Annotated in this window: 17 protein-coding genes and 1 tRNA gene; 10 read left to right on the top strand and 8 right to left on the bottom strand. The window is 69.1% G+C overall.

Annotation, left to right across the window (positions count from 1 at the left end):
- The first annotated feature begins 115 nt into the window (after positions 1–115).
- Together IE160_RS00065 and IE160_RS00070 are read left to right on the top strand one after the other, a co-directional pair.
- Positions 116–658, top strand: a complete 543-nt coding sequence (locus tag IE160_RS00065) for a peptidylprolyl isomerase (protein WP_179872838.1) — start codon at positions 116–118, stop codon at positions 656–658.
- Complete coding sequence (locus IE160_RS00070; RefSeq protein WP_191151304.1) at positions 655–1,488, top strand: rhomboid family intramembrane serine protease; 834 nt, start codon at positions 655–657, stop codon at positions 1,486–1,488. The genes IE160_RS00065 and IE160_RS00070 overlap by 4 nt, the downstream gene beginning before the upstream one ends.
- Positions 1,489–1,600: 112 nt before the next feature.
- On the opposite strand, the gene IE160_RS00075 is transcribed toward IE160_RS00070, so the two are convergent.
- A complete protein-coding gene (locus tag IE160_RS00075) occupies positions 1,601–1,837 on the bottom strand; it encodes a cell division protein CrgA (protein ID WP_179872840.1) in 237 nt (78 codons plus the stop codon).
- 53 nt (positions 1,838–1,890) lie between these two features.
- Between IE160_RS00075 and IE160_RS00080 the strand changes: the two genes are divergently transcribed.
- From IE160_RS00080 to IE160_RS00090, 3 genes are read left to right on the top strand one after another with little or no spacing between them, the layout of a single operon-like run.
- Positions 1,891–2,667: a class E sortase gene (locus IE160_RS00080; protein ID WP_224744495.1), complete on the top strand. Its 777-nt coding sequence runs from the start codon at positions 1,891–1,893 to the stop codon at positions 2,665–2,667.
- Positions 2,668–2,683: 16 nt separating this feature from the next.
- A complete protein-coding gene (locus IE160_RS00085) occupies positions 2,684–2,848 on the top strand; it encodes a hypothetical protein (protein ID WP_179872841.1) in 165 nt (54 codons plus the stop codon).
- On the top strand, positions 2,782–3,492 hold the full coding sequence (locus IE160_RS00090) for an anthranilate synthase component II (protein WP_179872842.1): 711 nt from the start codon (positions 2,782–2,784) through the stop codon (positions 3,490–3,492). Before IE160_RS00085 ends, IE160_RS00090 begins: the two co-directional genes overlap by 67 nt.
- Positions 3,493–3,518: 26 nt before the next feature.
- Here the strand turns inward: IE160_RS00090 and pknB are convergent, their stop codons facing one another.
- The 7 genes from pknB to IE160_RS00125 all read right to left on the bottom strand — a co-directional run bounded on the left by pknB (position 3,519) and on the right by IE160_RS00125 (position 12,312).
- A complete protein-coding gene (gene pknB / locus IE160_RS00095) occupies positions 3,519–5,237 on the bottom strand; it encodes a Stk1 family PASTA domain-containing Ser/Thr kinase (protein WP_179873795.1) in 1,719 nt (572 codons plus the stop codon).
- Positions 5,238–5,325: 88 nt separating this feature from the next.
- Positions 5,326–6,993: a serine/threonine-protein kinase gene (locus IE160_RS00100; protein WP_191151305.1), complete on the bottom strand. Its 1,668-nt coding sequence runs from the start codon at positions 6,991–6,993 to the stop codon at positions 5,326–5,328.
- Positions 6,990–8,444, bottom strand: a complete 1,455-nt coding sequence (locus IE160_RS00105) for a peptidoglycan D,D-transpeptidase FtsI family protein (RefSeq protein ID WP_191151306.1) — start codon at positions 8,442–8,444, stop codon at positions 6,990–6,992. The genes IE160_RS00100 and IE160_RS00105 overlap by 4 nt, the downstream gene beginning before the upstream one ends.
- Entirely contained in the window at positions 8,444–9,871 is a 1,428-nt protein-coding gene (locus IE160_RS00110; protein ID WP_502708742.1) for an FtsW/RodA/SpoVE family cell cycle protein, read from the bottom strand. Before IE160_RS00110 ends, IE160_RS00105 begins: the two co-directional genes overlap by 1 nt.
- Complete coding sequence (locus IE160_RS00115) at positions 9,858–11,099, bottom strand: Stp1/IreP family PP2C-type Ser/Thr phosphatase (RefSeq protein ID WP_179872845.1); 1,242 nt, start codon at positions 11,097–11,099, stop codon at positions 9,858–9,860. Before IE160_RS00115 ends, IE160_RS00110 begins: the two co-directional genes overlap by 14 nt.
- Positions 11,100–11,104: 5 nt before the next feature.
- On the bottom strand, positions 11,105–11,608 hold the full coding sequence (locus IE160_RS00120) for an FHA domain-containing protein FhaB/FipA (protein WP_179872846.1): 504 nt from the start codon (positions 11,606–11,608) through the stop codon (positions 11,105–11,107).
- A complete protein-coding gene (locus tag IE160_RS00125) occupies positions 11,605–12,312 on the bottom strand; it encodes an FHA domain-containing protein (protein WP_191151307.1) in 708 nt (235 codons plus the stop codon). Before IE160_RS00125 ends, IE160_RS00120 begins: the two co-directional genes overlap by 4 nt.
- Positions 12,313–12,487: 175 nt before the next feature.
- On the opposite strand from IE160_RS00125, the gene IE160_RS00130 reads away from it, so the two are divergent.
- From IE160_RS00130 to IE160_RS00150, 5 genes are all read left to right on the top strand, one after another.
- A tRNA-Leu gene (locus tag IE160_RS00130) sits at positions 12,488–12,574 on the top strand.
- Between the two features lie 201 nt (positions 12,575–12,775).
- A complete protein-coding gene (locus IE160_RS00135; protein ID WP_191151308.1) occupies positions 12,776–13,126 on the top strand; it encodes a hypothetical protein in 351 nt (116 codons plus the stop codon).
- Positions 13,123–13,821, top strand: coding sequence for a DUF4386 family protein (locus IE160_RS00140; protein WP_191151309.1), 699 nt, complete (start codon positions 13,123–13,125; stop codon positions 13,819–13,821). Before IE160_RS00135 ends, IE160_RS00140 begins: the two co-directional genes overlap by 4 nt.
- 15 nt (positions 13,822–13,836) lie before the next feature.
- Positions 13,837–14,871 carry a GlxA family transcriptional regulator gene (locus tag IE160_RS00145; protein WP_191151310.1) on the top strand — a complete coding sequence of 345 codons (1,035 nt, stop codon included), beginning with the start codon at positions 13,837–13,839 and terminating at the stop codon, positions 14,869–14,871.
- 51 nt (positions 14,872–14,922) lie between these two features.
- Positions 14,923–15,471, top strand: a complete 549-nt coding sequence (locus tag IE160_RS00150) for a YaeQ family protein (protein WP_191151311.1) — start codon at positions 14,923–14,925, stop codon at positions 15,469–15,471.
- Positions 15,472–15,507: the final 36 nt, after the last annotated feature.

Genomic DNA, 15,507 nt, shown 5'->3' on the forward strand with positions numbered 1-15,507 from the left:
CCAGCAGGTGGCGATCGGTGACCCGTCCATCCTGGCACTGATGCGGGAGGCTCCCCAACGGCACAGACCGAATGCTCAGGAATCACCCCGAGTGGAGCGTGGAACAATAGGTGTCATGACGATCCACACCGCTGTCGCGACCATCCACACCAACCATGGCGACATCGTCGTCAACCTCTACGGCAACCACGCGCCCAAGACCGTGGACAACTTCGTCGGCCTCGCAACGGGTGCGCGGGAGTGGACCCATCCGCAGACCGGCCAGGCGACGACCGAGCCGCTCTACAACGGCGTGATCTTCCACCGCATCATCACCGACTTCATGCTGCAGGGCGGCGACCCGCTCGGCCAGGGCATCGGCGGCCCCGGCTACGAGTTCGACGACGAGATCCACCCCGAGCTGCAGTTCACCGAGCCCTACCTGCTCGCCATGGCGAACGCCGGCAAGCGCGGCGGCCGCGGCACCAACGGCTCGCAGTTCTTCATCACGACGGTGCCGACTCCGTGGCTCAACGGCAACCACACCATCTTCGGTGCCGTCGCCGACGACGCCTCGCGCAAGGTCGTCGACGCCATCGAGGCCGTGCCCACCGGCGCTGGCGACAAGCCCCTCGAGGACGTCGTCATCTCGAGCATCGAGGTGGCGCAGGCCGCGTGAGCGACCCGGGCGCCGCGACCGGCGCGACGGTCTGCTATCGGCACGCCGAGCGGCGCAGCCTGATCCGCTGCCAGCGCTGCGGTCGACCCATCTGCCCGGAGTGCCAGACGCCGGCTCCCGTCGGCGTCCACTGCCCCGAGTGCCGTGCGGCCGCGGCCGCGACGGCTCCGCGTCGTCCCTCGCGCCTCGTGCGCGCCTTCCGACGCGGCAGCAGCGTTCCCGTCGTGACCTACACGATCATCACCGTCACGATCGCCGCGTTCCTGCTGCAGTGGCTCACCCAAGGGCTGCTGACGCAGGCGTTCGCCTACTACCCGCCTCTCACCGTGCAGGAGCCGTGGCGAATGCTCACCGTCGCGCTCGTGCACAGCGAGCGCTCGGTCTTCCACATCCTCGTGAACATGTACTCGCTGTTCGTGCTGGGCTCCCTGCTGGAGCGCCTCATCGGACGATCGCGGTTCCTCGCGGTCTACGGCCTCTCCATCCTCGGCGGGTCGGTGGCCGTGCTGTGGCTCGCGCCCGACTCGGTCGTGGTCGGCGCCTCCGGCGGCATCTTCGGGCTGCTGGGCGCCTTCTTCGTGATCCAGCGTCGACTGGGCGGGGGGAGCATCCAGCTCGTCGCCCTCATCGTCATCAACCTGGGGCTCGGCTTCGTCATCCCGGGCGTCTCGTGGCAGGCCCACGTCGGCGGTCTCGTCGTCGGGGCGCTGACGGCGCTCGTGCTGCTGCGCACCAGACGGGCTGATCAGCAGAGGCGTCAGGCTCTGCTGCTCGCTGGCGTCGGCGCGGTCCTCGTGCTCACCACAGCGGCACGGTTCACCCTCGTCTGACGCGGCCGCTCGCGACGTGAGGGAAAGTTATCCACACCTGATTCCACACTGGGGATAATCACAGACGTGTAGTTCCACCCCCGCTCGGGGGACAGGGTCGGAGAAGGCCCGATCAGCGCCAGCGTGTCGTCATGAGGAAGCCGATGAACATGATGCCGAAGCCCACCATGATGTTCCACGGGCCGATGCTCGGCACGGGCCAGGAGCTCTGGCTCACGTAGTAGACGAGAATCCAGACAAGGCCCACGAGCATGAAGCCGAACATGACCGGCTTGAACCACACCGGGTTCGGGGTGTCCTTGCTGCTCGGAGTGGGCGTGTTCTCGGAGTCGCTCGTCGTCCTGGCCATGGGGCGATTCTAGCCCGACCCGCCACCCCAGCACCTCCGCCTACAATGAGCGCGTGGCCAGGACCAAGAAGTCGAGGACGCCCGTGAGCATCACGGGCGTCCTCGGCGAGCTCCTCATCACCGCCGGAGTGCTCGTCATGCTCTTCCTCGGCTGGTACGTCTGGCTCAACGACATCGTGACCGGCTCGGAGCAGCAGGGCGCCGCCGTGGACGTGCAGCGCGAGCTGCAGCAGGAGTGGGAGGACGACCTCGCCGCGCAGCCCGAGCCCGAGTCCGAGGAGACGACCGAGCCGGGCGCCCCGCTTGACCCGCCCGTCGCCGTCGCGGGTGCTGAGGGAGAGCGCTGGGGCGCGCTCATCGTGCCGCGCTTCGGCGACGACTACGTGCGGGCCATCGGCGAAGGCGTCGACCCGGCGACCGTGCTCAACAGTCGCACGCTCGGCGTGGGGCACTACGCCGAGACGCAGATGCCGGGCGAGCTCGGCAACGTGGCCCTCGCCGCCCACCGCAACACCTGGGGCGGCGCCTTCAGCGAGGTGGGCGAGCTGCAGCTCGGCGACAACCTCTACGTCGAGACGCGCGACGGCTGGTACCAGTACGGCTTCCGCGGGCTCGAGTACGTCTGGCCGAGCGGCGTCGACGTGCTGCTGCCCGTGCCGCAGGCTCCGCAGGTCGAGCCTGGGGAGCACATCCTGACCCTGACCACGTGCAACCCGCGCTTCTCGACGGCGGAACGCATGATCGCCTACGCCGTGCTCGAGGACTGGCACCCGCGCTCGGGTGGCGCCCCCGCGGAGATCTCCGGACTCGTCGAAGCGTCGAGCCGATAGGCACGAGAGGAACCTCATGTACGCAGCACTCTGGCGGGTACTCCCTGGCCCGCTCGCCGTGCGGGTGCTCATCGTGCTCGTGCTCGTGGCGAGCATCCTCATCGCTCTCGTGACATGGGTCTTCCCCTGGATCGCGGAGACCTTCCTTCAGCAGGAGTCCGTCGTGGAGTCGATGTCGTGAGGGTTCTCGTCATCGACAACTACGACAGCTTCGTCTACACCCTCGATGGGTATCTGCAGCAGCTCGGTGCGCACACCACGGTCGTGCGCAACGATGTGGTCGACGCCGATCAGGTCGCCGAGCTGATCGGCGGCTACGACGCGGTGCTGCTCTCACCCGGACCCGGCAACCCCGCTTCGGCCGGCATCTCGATCCCGGTAGTCCATGCGGCGATCGCCTCGGACATCCCGCTCCTGGGCGTGTGCCTCGGGCACCAGGCCATCGCCGAAGCCCTGGGCGGGGTCGTGACCCACGCCGAGGAACTCATGCACGGCAAGACGTCGCTCATCGATCACGATGACAGCCCCTTCTTCGCGGGTGTGCCGCAGTCGTTCCGCGCGACGCGCTATCACAGCCTCGCGATCGTCGAGGGAACCGTGCCCGAATCGCTCGTCATCACGGCGCGCACCCCCGGCGGGGTCATCATGGGTGTGCGACACCGCGCCGCACGCGTGCACGGCGTGCAGTTCCACCCCGAGTCGGTGCTCACCGAGGGCGGCTATCGGATGCTCGGCAACTGGCTCGCGGAAGCCGGACTCGTGGAGGCCGCCGTGACCGCGCGCGGCCTCACGCCGCTCGTGAGCTCAGCCACTCTCGGGGACTGAGCGGCCTCGCGCTCGCCCCGACGCTCCTAGTCGTCTTCGGCGGAGCCGTTGCAGTACCGCAGGGTGACCGCGGAGTTCTGCGGATGATCGCCGGGCGCGAGCGACTGGCCGGTGACCGTTTGGCCCGTGCAACTGGCATCGCCCTGCACCGTCACGCTCAACTGCAGCGCGCTCATCTGCGACGTCGCCTCGCCGATCGTCTCGCCGCGCACGTCCGGCACGGTCACGAGGCCGTTCGAGATCACGAGGTTGACGGAGTCGCCCTCCCGCAGCTCTGCTCCGAACTCCGGGTCGGTGCGGATCACGACGTCGGGCCTCACGTTCGGCGAGTTCTCGCTCGCGACGGTACCGACGACGAGACCGCTCGCCTCCAGCTCGGCCTCCGCTTGCTCGAGCGTGAGAAGGGTGAGGCTCGGCACGTCGACGAGCGGGGCACCCGAGGAGACGTACACCTCGATGTCCTGGCCAGGGCCCACCGCGATGCCCGCCGGCGGCTCGGTGCGGAGGATCTGACCCTCAGGGATGTCGGGGGTCGACTCGGTGAACGGCACCGGCTCGAGGCCGAGGTCGATGAGCTCCTGGGCGCCGTCCTCGTACTGCTGGCCGACGAGTTCGGGCACCTCGATCGCGACCGAGTTCGTGAGCGGCGTCTGCTCGAGGTTGAAGACCCAGTAGAGCACGGCCGCGATGATGACGATCATGACGGCGATGCCCGACCAGATCCAGGCGACGGGGGGTCGTGTCTGGCTGCGGCTGCGGCGCTCCTCGTCGTCGACGCTCAGCTGCCGCATGGCCGACTCGGTGCTCGCCGTCGCCTGCGGGTTGACGCCGAACAGGGTGGCGCTGAAGTCGGGACCGCTCTCCGGTCGCATGACGGGAGCGCTGCCGCCGAGAGCGGCCGCCACCTCCGTGCGGAACTCGGCCGCTGACTGGAACCGCGTGAAGCGGTCTTTGGAGAGCGCATGCATGACGACGGCGTCGAGCGCGGGAGTCACCTGCGGCGCGAGAGTGCTCGGCGCGACGGGCGGCTCGCTCACGTGCTGATAGGCGACGGCGACGGGAGAATCCCCTTGGAAGGGAGGACGCCCCGTCAGCATCTCGAAGAGCACGACACCGGTCGAGTACAGGTCAGTGCGGGCATCGACGGTCTCGCCGCGCGCCTGCTCGGGCGAGAAGTACTGCGCCGTGCCCAGGATGCTGCTGGTCTGCGCGACTGTCGCCGCCGAGTCGGAGATCGCGCGAGCGATGCCGAAGTCCATGACCTTCACCTGCCCGGTGGGGGTCACCATGATGTTGCCCGGCTTGATGTCACGGTGCACGACGCCGGCGCGGTGCGAGTACTCGAGCGCCGTGAGCACTCCCTCGATGATGCGTGCGGCTTCGGCGACCGGCAGCGGGCCGTCGGCGATGATGTCCTTCAGCAGGCGGCCCTCGACGTGCTCCATGACGATGAACGGAACGACCGTCTCGCCGGTGCCCGACTCGGTGACGACCTCCTCGCCCGCGTCGAAGACGCGCACGATCGTGGGGTGCGCCATGCGCGCGGCGGCCTGAGCCTCCTGGCGGAAGCGCGTGCGGAAGACGGGGTCGCTCGCGAGGGCGGACTTCAGCAGCTTGACGGCGACGCGTCGACCGAGCTTGGCGTCTGTCGCCACATGCACGTCGGACATGCCGCCTCGGCCGATGAGGGCCCCCAGCTCGTAGCGACCCGCGAGAACCCGCGAACCCTGCGCGACATCGTCCATCGTCACCGTATCCTCACTGCTGCGTCTGACTCGATCACAGTGTAGGTGGTCGCGGTGCGCGACCACCCGGTGATCGGGTGGAGGGCTCTCACTCCTCGGCGATGGGAACGGCGAGCTCTGCGGAGCGCTCGGACTGCAGCGAGCCGCACTGCGCCACGTAGGTCACGCGCAACTGGCCGCTGTCGGCGAGGGTCACGACGAGACTCGTGGTGGAGGCGGGGAGCGGGTTGCCCTGCGCGGGGGTTCCGCCGACGATCGTGACGTTGTACGCCTCGAGGCTGTAGCCGGCGGGGCAGTCCGAGTACGCGGGCCAGCTGAGAGTGACGTCGCTCCCCGCGGGGTACGGCCCCTCGCCCGGTGCGATCGCGAGATTGCTCGGTGCGGGAGGGGTCGGGATGTCCGTGTAGAAGTACACGGTGAGGAGCGTGCCCGTCTGCACCTCGCCTCGGATCGGCGTCGTGCGGTAGGAGAGCCCCTGCTGCTCCCGGCTCGGGGCGATGTTGCCGTCGACCTCCTCGATGCGCAGGTCGAGGCGCGCCGCCTTCTCCTGCACCTGCGCGCGCGTGAGGTCCACCCACTCCTCCTCGACGATGAGCACGGTCTCGACCGTCGGGGGGGGAGACGGGGTCTCGACCTCGGTCGGCTCGACGCTCGTCGTCTCGGTCGGCACGGGAGCGGGCTCGTTCGGCTCGGCGAAGACAGCGATGAGCACGCCGACGAGGGCGAGCAGCAGCACGCTCGAGAGGGCGACGAGGGGCCACGTCCACGGGCTGCGCTGAGTGGGGGCCGGCTGAGTGTCGGTCGTGCTCGCCGCCGCGCCGCCCATGCTCGGCAGCACTCTCGTGGCGTCCTCCGACCCGACCGCCCCGAGAACCTGCGTCGCCTGGGTGGTCGCGCCGCCCGTGATGGCGGGTACGATCGCGGCCGCTGCGCCGACATCGCCACGGCGCAGGGCCTGCGCGGCGCGGGCGAAGGCCTGCGCCGATGCGGGGCGATCGGAGGGCTTCTTGGCGATGGACGCGAAGATCAGGTTGCGCACGGGGTCGGCGACCGTGACCGGCAGCTCGGGAGGGGCCTCGTTGATCTGGGCCATCGCGATCGCGACTTGCGATTCCCCGGTGAACGGCCGGCGACCGGCGAGGGCCTCGTAGGCCACGATGCCGAGAGAGTAGACGTCGGTGGAGGGGGAGGCGGAGTGCCCGCTCGCCTGCTCGGGCGACAGGTACTGCACGGTGCCCATGACCTGACCGGTGGCGGTGAGCGGAACCTGGTCGGCGATGCGGGCGATGCCGAAGTCGGTGATCTTGACCCGTCGGTCGGGGGTGATGAGCAGATTGCCGGGCTTGATGTCGCGGTGCACGAGCCCCGCCTGGTGCGCCGCATGCAGAGCCGACGCCGTCTGGGCGATGATGTCGAGCACCTGGTCGGCGGGAAGCACCCGCTCGCGCTCCAGGATCGTCGACAGGGCCTCGCCGGGCACGAGCTCCATGACGAGGAAGGCGCTGCCCTCCTCCTCGCCGTAGTCGTAGACGTTGGCGATGCCCTCGTGGTTGACGAGCGCGGCGTGGCGGGCCTCGGCGCGGAAGCGCTCGAGGAACCCTGGGTCGCCCATGTACTCGTCCTTGAGGATCTTGAGCGCGACGGTGCGGCCGATCACGAGGTCGGTCGCCTGCCACACCTCGCCCATGCCGCCGATCGCGATGCGGGAGAGCAACTGGTAGCGCCCACCGAAGGTGAGCCCGCTCGTAGGCCTCATCTGCTCAGCACCGCCTCAAGAACTCTCTTCGCGATCGGAGCCGCGATCTGGTTGCCGAACGCGGACTGCCCCTGCCCGCCGCCGTCCTCGATCACGACAGCGATCGCGACCTGCGGGTTGTCGGCGGGGGCGAAACCGGTGAACCACAGGGTGTAGGGCTCGGTCGCGCCGTTCTCGGCCGTGCCGGTCTTACCCGCCACGTCGACGCCTTCTATTCTGGCATTAGACGCAGCCCCGTTGGCGACCCCCGCGACCATGAGCGCCGTGAGCTCCGTGGCGGTGGATCGTGCGATCGGCTGGCTCAGCAGCACGGGCTCGGGGGCCTCGATCGTCGCGAGGTCGGGAGCGACGATGCGCTCCAGCAGCGTCGGCTGCATGAGGTTGCCGCCGTTCGCGATCGCGGCGCTCACCATGGCCACCTGCAGGGGAGTCACGCGCACGTCGTACTGCCCGAACGACGAGAGCATGAGCTGCGCCTCATCCATTCCCGTGGGGAAGGTGCTCGGGGTCGCCGTGAGCGGAATCTCGTGCGCGGTGCCGAACCCGAACGCGGTCGTGTAGTCGGCGAGCGTCTGCTCGCCCAACTCGCGGCCGAGCTCCGCGAACGGGATGTTGCAGCTGAGCCGCAGCGCCGTCTCGAGTGTCGCGGTGTCGCCGGAGCCGCACGTGCTGTTGTTCGAGTTCGTCACGATCGACGAACTCAGGGGCAGCGTGAGACTGGCAGGGTTCGGGAACTCGTCGTCGGCGTCGAAGGCGCCGCTGTCGAGGGCCGCTGCTGTGACGACGAGCTTGAAGACCGAGCCTGGAGCGTAGAGGTCGCCGCTGATCGCGCGATTGATGAGCGGGTCACCATCGGCCGCGAGAAGCTCGTCGTAGACCTCGAGCACCTCGGAGGTGCTGTGCGAGGAGAGCCGGTTCGGGTCGTAGCTCGGCGTCGACACGAGCGCGAGGATGCGCCCGGTCGCCGGCTCGATCGCGACGATCGAACCGGTCAGATCGCCCATCGCCTCGTACGCGGCCTGCTGCACGACCGGGTCGACGGTGAGCTCGACCGCGGCCCCTCGGGGGCTCTGGCCGGTGACGATCGCGCTGAGCTGGTCGAGGAACTGCTCGTTGGCCGTGCCGGTGAGGAAGTCGTTGAAGGCGGACTCGACGCCCGTGACGCCCTGGTTGAGCGTGAAGTAGCCCGTGACGTGCGCGTAGGGGAACGGCTCGGGATAGGTGCGCAGGAACTCGTACTCGTCGTCCACCCGCACCGACTCGGCGATCGGCGAGTTGCCGACGAGGATGGGCCCGCGCTCGGCCGAGTAGCTCGCGTACAGGGTGCGCACGTTGCGGTCATCCGCCTGCAGGTCGTCGACGGCGAACACCTGGATGACGCTCGTCGACACGAACAGGGCGAGGAACATCGCGAGGGTCGCGACACTCACTCGGCGCAGCTCCTTGTTCATCAGTCCTCCACCACCAGTCGCGGCTGGTGGCGCACGCTGTCGCTCAGCCTCAGAAGGAGGGCGATGATGATCCAGTTGGCGACGAGCGAGGAGCCGCCGGCCGCGAGGAACGGGGTCGTGAGGCCGGTGAGGGGGATGACGCGCGTGACGCCGCCGATGACGACGAACACCTGCAGGGCGATCACGAAGGAGAGGCCCACAGCGAGCAGGCGTCCGAAGTCGTCGCTGCCGTTGAAGCCGATGCGGAACCCGCGGGCGACGAGGAGGAGGTAGAGCGCGAGGATGCCGAACAGGCCCACGAGCCCGAGCTCTTCGCCGAGGCTCGCGATGATGTAGTCGCTCTCGGCGAGCGGCACGATGTCGGGCCGCCCCTGGCCGAGGCCCGTGCCGATGAGCCCGCCGTTGGCGAGCCCGAACATGCCCTGCACGAGCTGATAGCTGCCGCCGACCGCCTCGTAGACCTCGGGGTTGAACGAGTCGAGCCACGCGTCGAAGCGGCCGCCGACGTAGCCGAGCACCCGGCTGGCGAGGAGGGCACCGCCCACGAACAGGGTGAGGCCGAGCAGCACCCAGCTCAGGCGGCCGGTCGCGACGTAGATCATGACCAGGAACAGGCCGAAGTAGAGGAGGGAGGTGCCGAGGTCGCGCTGGAACACGAGCACGCCCATCGCGGCGATCCAGATGATGAGGATCGGGCCCAGATCGCGACCCCGGGGCAACTGGATGCCCAGCACGCGTCGCCCGACGATCGAGAGCGACTCGCGCGCCGTCACGAGGTACCCCGCGAAGAACACCGCGAGAGCGATCTTGCCGATCTCACCGGGCTGGAATGAGAACGGCCCGAGCTGAATCCACAGCCGCGCACCGTTGATCGTCTGGCCGATGCCCGGCAGGAGGGGCAGCAGCAGGAGGCCGATGCCGACGACCATCGCGACGTAGCGGTAGCGCGCGAGGACGCGGTGATTGCGCACGAGCACGAGCACGCCGACCGCGGCGACCATGGCGATCGCGGTCCACACCATCTGGCGGATGCCCGCGCTCTCCCAGCCCGCGAAGCCCTCGGCGATATCGAGGCGGTAGATCATGGCGACGCCGAGCCCGTTGAGGGTCATGCTGATCGGGAGGACGAAGGGGTCGGCATCGCGTGCGACGATGCGCAGAACGACGTGCACGCCGAGGCCGAGCACGCCGAGCCCCGCGCTGTACAGCAGCACTTGCGGATCGAGCGCGCCGAGGGCGCCGAGCTGCACGAGGGTGACGGCCGCGCCCGTGATCGCGATCGCGATGAGGACGAGCCAGAACTCGAGGTTGCGCAGCGGCGACGGCGTTCGCAGTCGAATCCTGATGGATTGCGTCGCGGGCGCGAGGGGAGCATCCGCGTCCACCACGGGGCCAGTCAGCGGCATGGTCGGCTCAGTCGAGGACATCACTGAGCCTCTCGACGATGCGGTAGGCGTCGCTCAGGCTGTCGGCGTTGATCGTGGCCTCGACGCTGCGCCGCGTGAAGTCGGGCAGGTCGTCGACCGCGATGGGCGTCTCCACGACGACGCTCGAGAGGGGGAAGGGCCCGAGATCCTGCTGCACGCCCTGGTAGATCGCCACGTTGCCGTCGGCGGTGCCGACGAAGTACCGCGTCTGAGTCCACTGGTAGCCGGCGGTGAGGGCGGCGACGATGATGCCGACCACGAGCACGATGCCGACCGACCACGTGATGCGGCGGCGGATGCGCCTCCGCCGGTCCTCGGCGATGAGCTCGCGCAGGAACTCCTCCGACTCGGGCTCGAAGTGCTCGTCCTCCGGGTCGGTGATCGCGGCGCGAATGGGGTGCAGCAGCATGGCCGGGATGCGCAGCGAGCGCTTGGCGGCGACCGGCGAGTAGCTCAGCGGCGCGCCGGCGGCTCCGACGAGGCTCGGCTGCGGCACCCCGCTCGGTCGGTCGGCGTCCACGCCGACGATGACGATCGTGACGTTGTCGGGGGCGCCGTTCTCGAGTGTCGCCTCGATGAGCTGCTGGCCGGCCTCCGCGGCATCCGGCTGACGCGAGAGCACGCTCGCGATCTCCGACTCGGGCACGTAACCGGTGAGGCCGTCGGAGCACAGCAGCCAGCGGTCGCCGGGTTGCGTGTCGACGACCATCGTGTCGATCTCGGGCGTGATGTCGACATCGCCGAGCACGCGCATGAGCACCGAGCGCCGAGGGTGCGTCGCCGCCTCCTCCTCGGTGATGCGCCCGCTGTCGACGAGGCGCTGCACGAAGGTGTGGTCCTTCGTGATCTGCGTCAACTCGTGGTCGCGCCATCGGTAGATGCGGCTGTCGCCGATGTGGGCGATCGCGAGCTGGTCGCCGACGCGCACGAATCCGCTGACGGTCGTACCCATACCGGTCAGCTCGGGGTGCTCGAACACCGTCTCGGCGAGTTCCTTGTTGGCCTCCAGGAGCGCGGAGGCGAGCGCCTCCTCAGCCTCCTCGGGGCTCTCGAACTCGCGGTCGATGTGGGCGATGGACTGGATCGCGAGCGCGCTCGCGACATCCCCTCCCGCGTGGCCGCCCATGCCGTCCGCCACGACGAAGAGGTGGGCGCCGGCGTAGCCGGAATCCTGATTGTTGGCGCGGATGCGACCGACGTGGGATCCCGCCCAGGAGAGCGTCGTCACGGGGGCTACCGCCGCAACTCGAAGGTCGTCGTGCCCACGCTCACGGGCGTGTTGAGCGGCACGGGCGTGGGGACGCTCACGCGGTTGCCAGCGAGGAAGGTTCCGTTGGTCGAGTCGAGATCCTGCACCATCCACTGGCCGTCCCACAGCATGAGGCGCGCGTGGTGGGTCGAGGTGTAGTCGTCGCGGACGACGAGGGCGGAGTCGGAGGAGCGGCCGATCGTGAGCTGCTCGCCCGTGAGCTCGATCTCGAGCCCCTCCTTGCTGCCGGAGGTGATGACGAGGCGCTTCGCGGGCGGGTCGTCGGTCTTCGGCTGGGGCGTCGGCGTGGGAGGCGTCGGTGGGAAGAGGTCGGTCTCGCGAGGCGCGGCCGGCGCCGCGGGGGGTGCGACCCGACGCACCTTCTGCCCGAACAGGTCGGAGCGGAGCGCGTAGACGATCGCGAACACGAACGCCCACAGGAGGAGCAGGAAGCCGATGCGGAGTACCAGGAGCGTCAGTTCACTCATCGCTGGCCTCCTCGGGGTGGGGTCGGGCCGGCGCCGCGACCGGTCTGCGCCAGCACGCGGAAGACGATCCGCGTGCGGCCGATCTCGATCACGCTATCGGGAGGCAGCACAGCACGCGACACCGGCGCACCGTTGAGCTGCGTGCCATTGGTGCTGCCGAGGTCGGTGAGCTGGGCCCGCTCGCCATCCCAGAGGATCTCGATGTGGGTGCGGCTCGTGCCCGTGTCGGCGATCGTGATGTCGGCCTCGCTGCCCCGGCCGATCACCGTGCGGGAGTGGGTGAGACGGTGGCGCTCGCCGTTGATCTCGACGACCGGCGTCCAGGCCACTCGGCCCTTGACCGACTCGGAGTCGACGACGACGACGCCCTCGGTGAGCTGCGCGTCGGCGACGAGGTCGATGCGGATCCCGCCGGGGAACGTGTAGCGCTGCGCGGTCGCGTGCTGCTGCAGCAGCTGGGTGAGCTCGTCGATGAGGGACTCGCCGAGCGACATCATGCGCGCGTGGTCGGCGGGGGCGAGGCGCACGGCGAGGATGTTCGGCACGAGGATGCGGTCGCGCGAGACGACTGCGGCCTTCGTGTCGAGCTCGCGACGCAGCGCCGCGGCGAGCTCGAGCGGCTGCACGCCGCTCTTGAACGTCTTCGCGAAGGCTCCGCCCACGACGCGCTCGAGGCCGCGCTCGAAGCTGTCGAGAAGACCCATCGCCGCCTCCTTCGCTCATCGTGGTGGACAGCACCGGCATGGGCGCCGACGACCCTCTGATGGTAGTCGGCTGTTCGGGCCAAAGCCGAACGGAAGGCGTGTGCGCGCTGTGATAATGTCACCTGGTTGACGACACGGCGCTCGTCCCCTCAGGGATGGTGCTCGCGGTCGCTGCGCGCGAGTGGCGGAATTGGCAGACGCGCTGGCTTCAGGTGCCAGTGTTCGTAAGGACGTGGGGGTTCAAGTCCCCCCTCGCGCACCATCAGGTGCAGAACTCCCCGCGGCACTTATCCCGCTGGCTTCCGGACTGACCTTGCGGGGGTCGATGCTCGAGGGCTCCCCGCTGGCCGGATCTCGCCGCACGCAACCACCGAGACGCGCGGTGCCCCTTCGCTCGCCGCGTGGCGCATTTCGTCAATCATCTGTCGTAGCGCCATAGTCGCGCGCTCGGCACAGTGGATGTGTGCCGGACAACCTGACCGAACTCGAGCAGCGAGTGGCGAGCATGACGCGCGCACTGCGCACAGGGCTGAAGGTCATCGCCGCTCTCGCCTGCGCGCTGAGTGGTGTCGTCGCGCTCGTCTCGATAAATCGAGCGGGGCGAGACGACGGCGCAGGGGTCGGATGGGATTCATGGATCTCGGCCGCTGCCTTCGTTGCGACCCTCGTGCTGGGTCTCACCGGCATAGCGATCACGTCGGCTCTTGCCGGCGGCACTACCGATCTATCCATTCGCCGCCCGCGCGAGGCGCGGGCTTCGTCGACCGCAACATCGCGCGCGAGACGTACGTCACGAGAGAGAGAACACCTGTGAACACCATGCAGAAAGTGGGAGGTGTCGCCGCTTCGACCGCGGCCGGAACCTTCGTCTTCGGAATCCTGCTCGCGCTTACCCGTCTGCGGGACTATGTCACCACAACGGACCCGGCGGTAGCCGTGCCGCTCCTCGTCGAGCATGAGCCGATGCTGATCCTCTGGAACACCGTCATCACGATCGTGTTCGGAATCGTCATGGTTCCCCTGGCGATTGCACTCGGAGACCGCGTGCCCCGCGAGCGAGCCGGGCAACTCGCGCGGGTGGGACTCGCCTTCGGTCTGCTGTGGGCGGGGGTCATCATCGCGGCCGGCATGGTGATCGGCGTCGGGCTCTCCACGGTCTCCAGTCTTGCGAGCACCGATGCGCAAGGAGCCCAGCAGCTCTGGCGCGCGGTCGACACGGTCGGCAACGGCCTGGGCGGCGGGAACGAGGTCATCGGCGCCGTATGGGTCATCGTCGCGAGTCTCGCCGCGTGGATCGGGCGCGCCCTGCCCCGGTGGATCTGCGCCATCGGCATCCTCGCCGGCATCCCTGGTCTCCTGACCCTCGTACCGGGCTTCGCGGACGCCGGTGCAGCGTTCGGGGTGGCCATGATCGTGTGGTTCTCACTCGTCGGAATCGCGCTCTGGTACCTGCGGCCAGCCCACGAGAGGGCCCTGTCGACGGCACCTCCCGCGACCGCGTCGGCCTGACGCTCTCGTAACCGAGTGTCCATTGACACCGGCGGTGACGCCTTCCACGATGGTGGAGTGCGTCACCGCCGAGTCGTCATCGTCGCGTTCGACAAGGTGCAGGGTCTCGATGTCTTCGGACCCGCGGACGTGTTTTACTTCGCCAACTGGGTCGCCGAGCGCTCGGGGACCTCGGATCCTCCCTACGTCGTCGACATCGCCGCGCCCCGGCCGGGGCCCGTCGTCACGGCAGCAGGACCGGCGCTATACGCGACGCGCGCCGTCGGCGATCCCGACCTCGTCGCCGACGTGCTGCTCGTCGCCGGCGGGCTGGAGGTCGAGAGCGCGGCGGAGGACTCCGAATTCGTGTCCGCGCTCGCGGACCTGGCGCGTCGCAGCGGCGAGGTCGGCTCGATCTGCACCGGTGCGCTGCTCCTCGCCCGCGCGGGACTGCTCGAGGGTCGGCGCGCCACGACGCACTGGGCGCTCGCCCACAAGCTCGCGACAGCGCATCCGGACGTGGATGTGGATGCGGACCGGATCTTCCACTACGACGGCGTCTGGACGTCGGCCGGCGTCACGGCCGGGATCGATCTCTCGCTCGAGATCGTCCGCAACCACCACGGGAGCGCCCTTGCTGCCGAGGTAGCGCGCTGCCTGGTCGTCTACCTGCGCCGGGCGGGAGGTCAGCTGCAGTACTCCGTACACCTCGCAGCGCAATCCTCGCAGCACTCGGAGGTGGCCGACCTGCTCGCCTACATCTCCGACCATCTGCAGTCAGACCTCACGGTGGGCGCGCTCGCCGAGCGCGCCCGCATGAGCGAGCGCAGCTTCCAGCGTCACTTCACGACGGAAGTGGGCACGAGTCCCGCTCGCTACGTCGAGAGCGTCAGGTTGGACGCCGCCCGCCGCTTGCTCGAACTCACCGAGGACGGTATCGCGGCCGTGGCGCACCAGATTGGTTTCCGAAACGCGGAGACTCTGCATCGTTCGTTCAAGCGCGTTCTCGGTGTGACGCCCACCGAGTACCGCGAGCGATTCTCGAGGCCGAGCCTGCCGACGGAATCCTAGAGGCTTGCGGACTGCGTCGTCGTTCGTCGATCGCCGCGTAGGCTCGGCCTCATGGCAGCGGGCGCAGTGGTGCACACCTTCACGGGATCGCTCGCCGACGTCGATCGGGGCGTGTACGAGGAGCTGAGCATCCGCGTCGCACGGCACCCCTCCGAGACCGACGCTTACATGGTCACCCGCGTGCTCGCGTACTGCCTCGAGCACACCGAGGGCATCGCCTTCAGCGAGGGGCTCTCCTCGACCGAGGAGCCCGCCGTCGTCGTCCGCGACCGCACTGGCAGGTTGACGGGGTGGATCGAGGTCGGCGCTCCCGATGCCGCGCGGCTGCACCACGGCAGCAAGCTCGCCGACCGCACCGTCGTCTACACGCACCGCGACCCGGGCAAGGTCATGGCGCCGTGGGCGGGCAAGAAGATTCACGAGGCTGACCGGATCGTGCTGCACAGCTTCGACCCCGGGTTCATCGACGCCGCGGTGGGGGCGCTCGAGCGGCGCAACGCCCTCACGGTGTCGGTCACGGAGCGGCAGCTGTACGTCGAGCTCAACGGGGTGACGCTGAGCTCGGTCGTGCACGAGCACCCTCTCGACCCGTCCTCGTGATGCGAGCCCTTGAGTACCCCTAGGGGGTATGCCACA

Origin of the sequence: Chryseoglobus sp. 28M-23 (genome assembly GCF_014789785.1) — a bacterium.
GTDB lineage: Bacteria > Actinomycetota > Actinomycetes > Actinomycetales > Microbacteriaceae > Microcella > Microcella indica.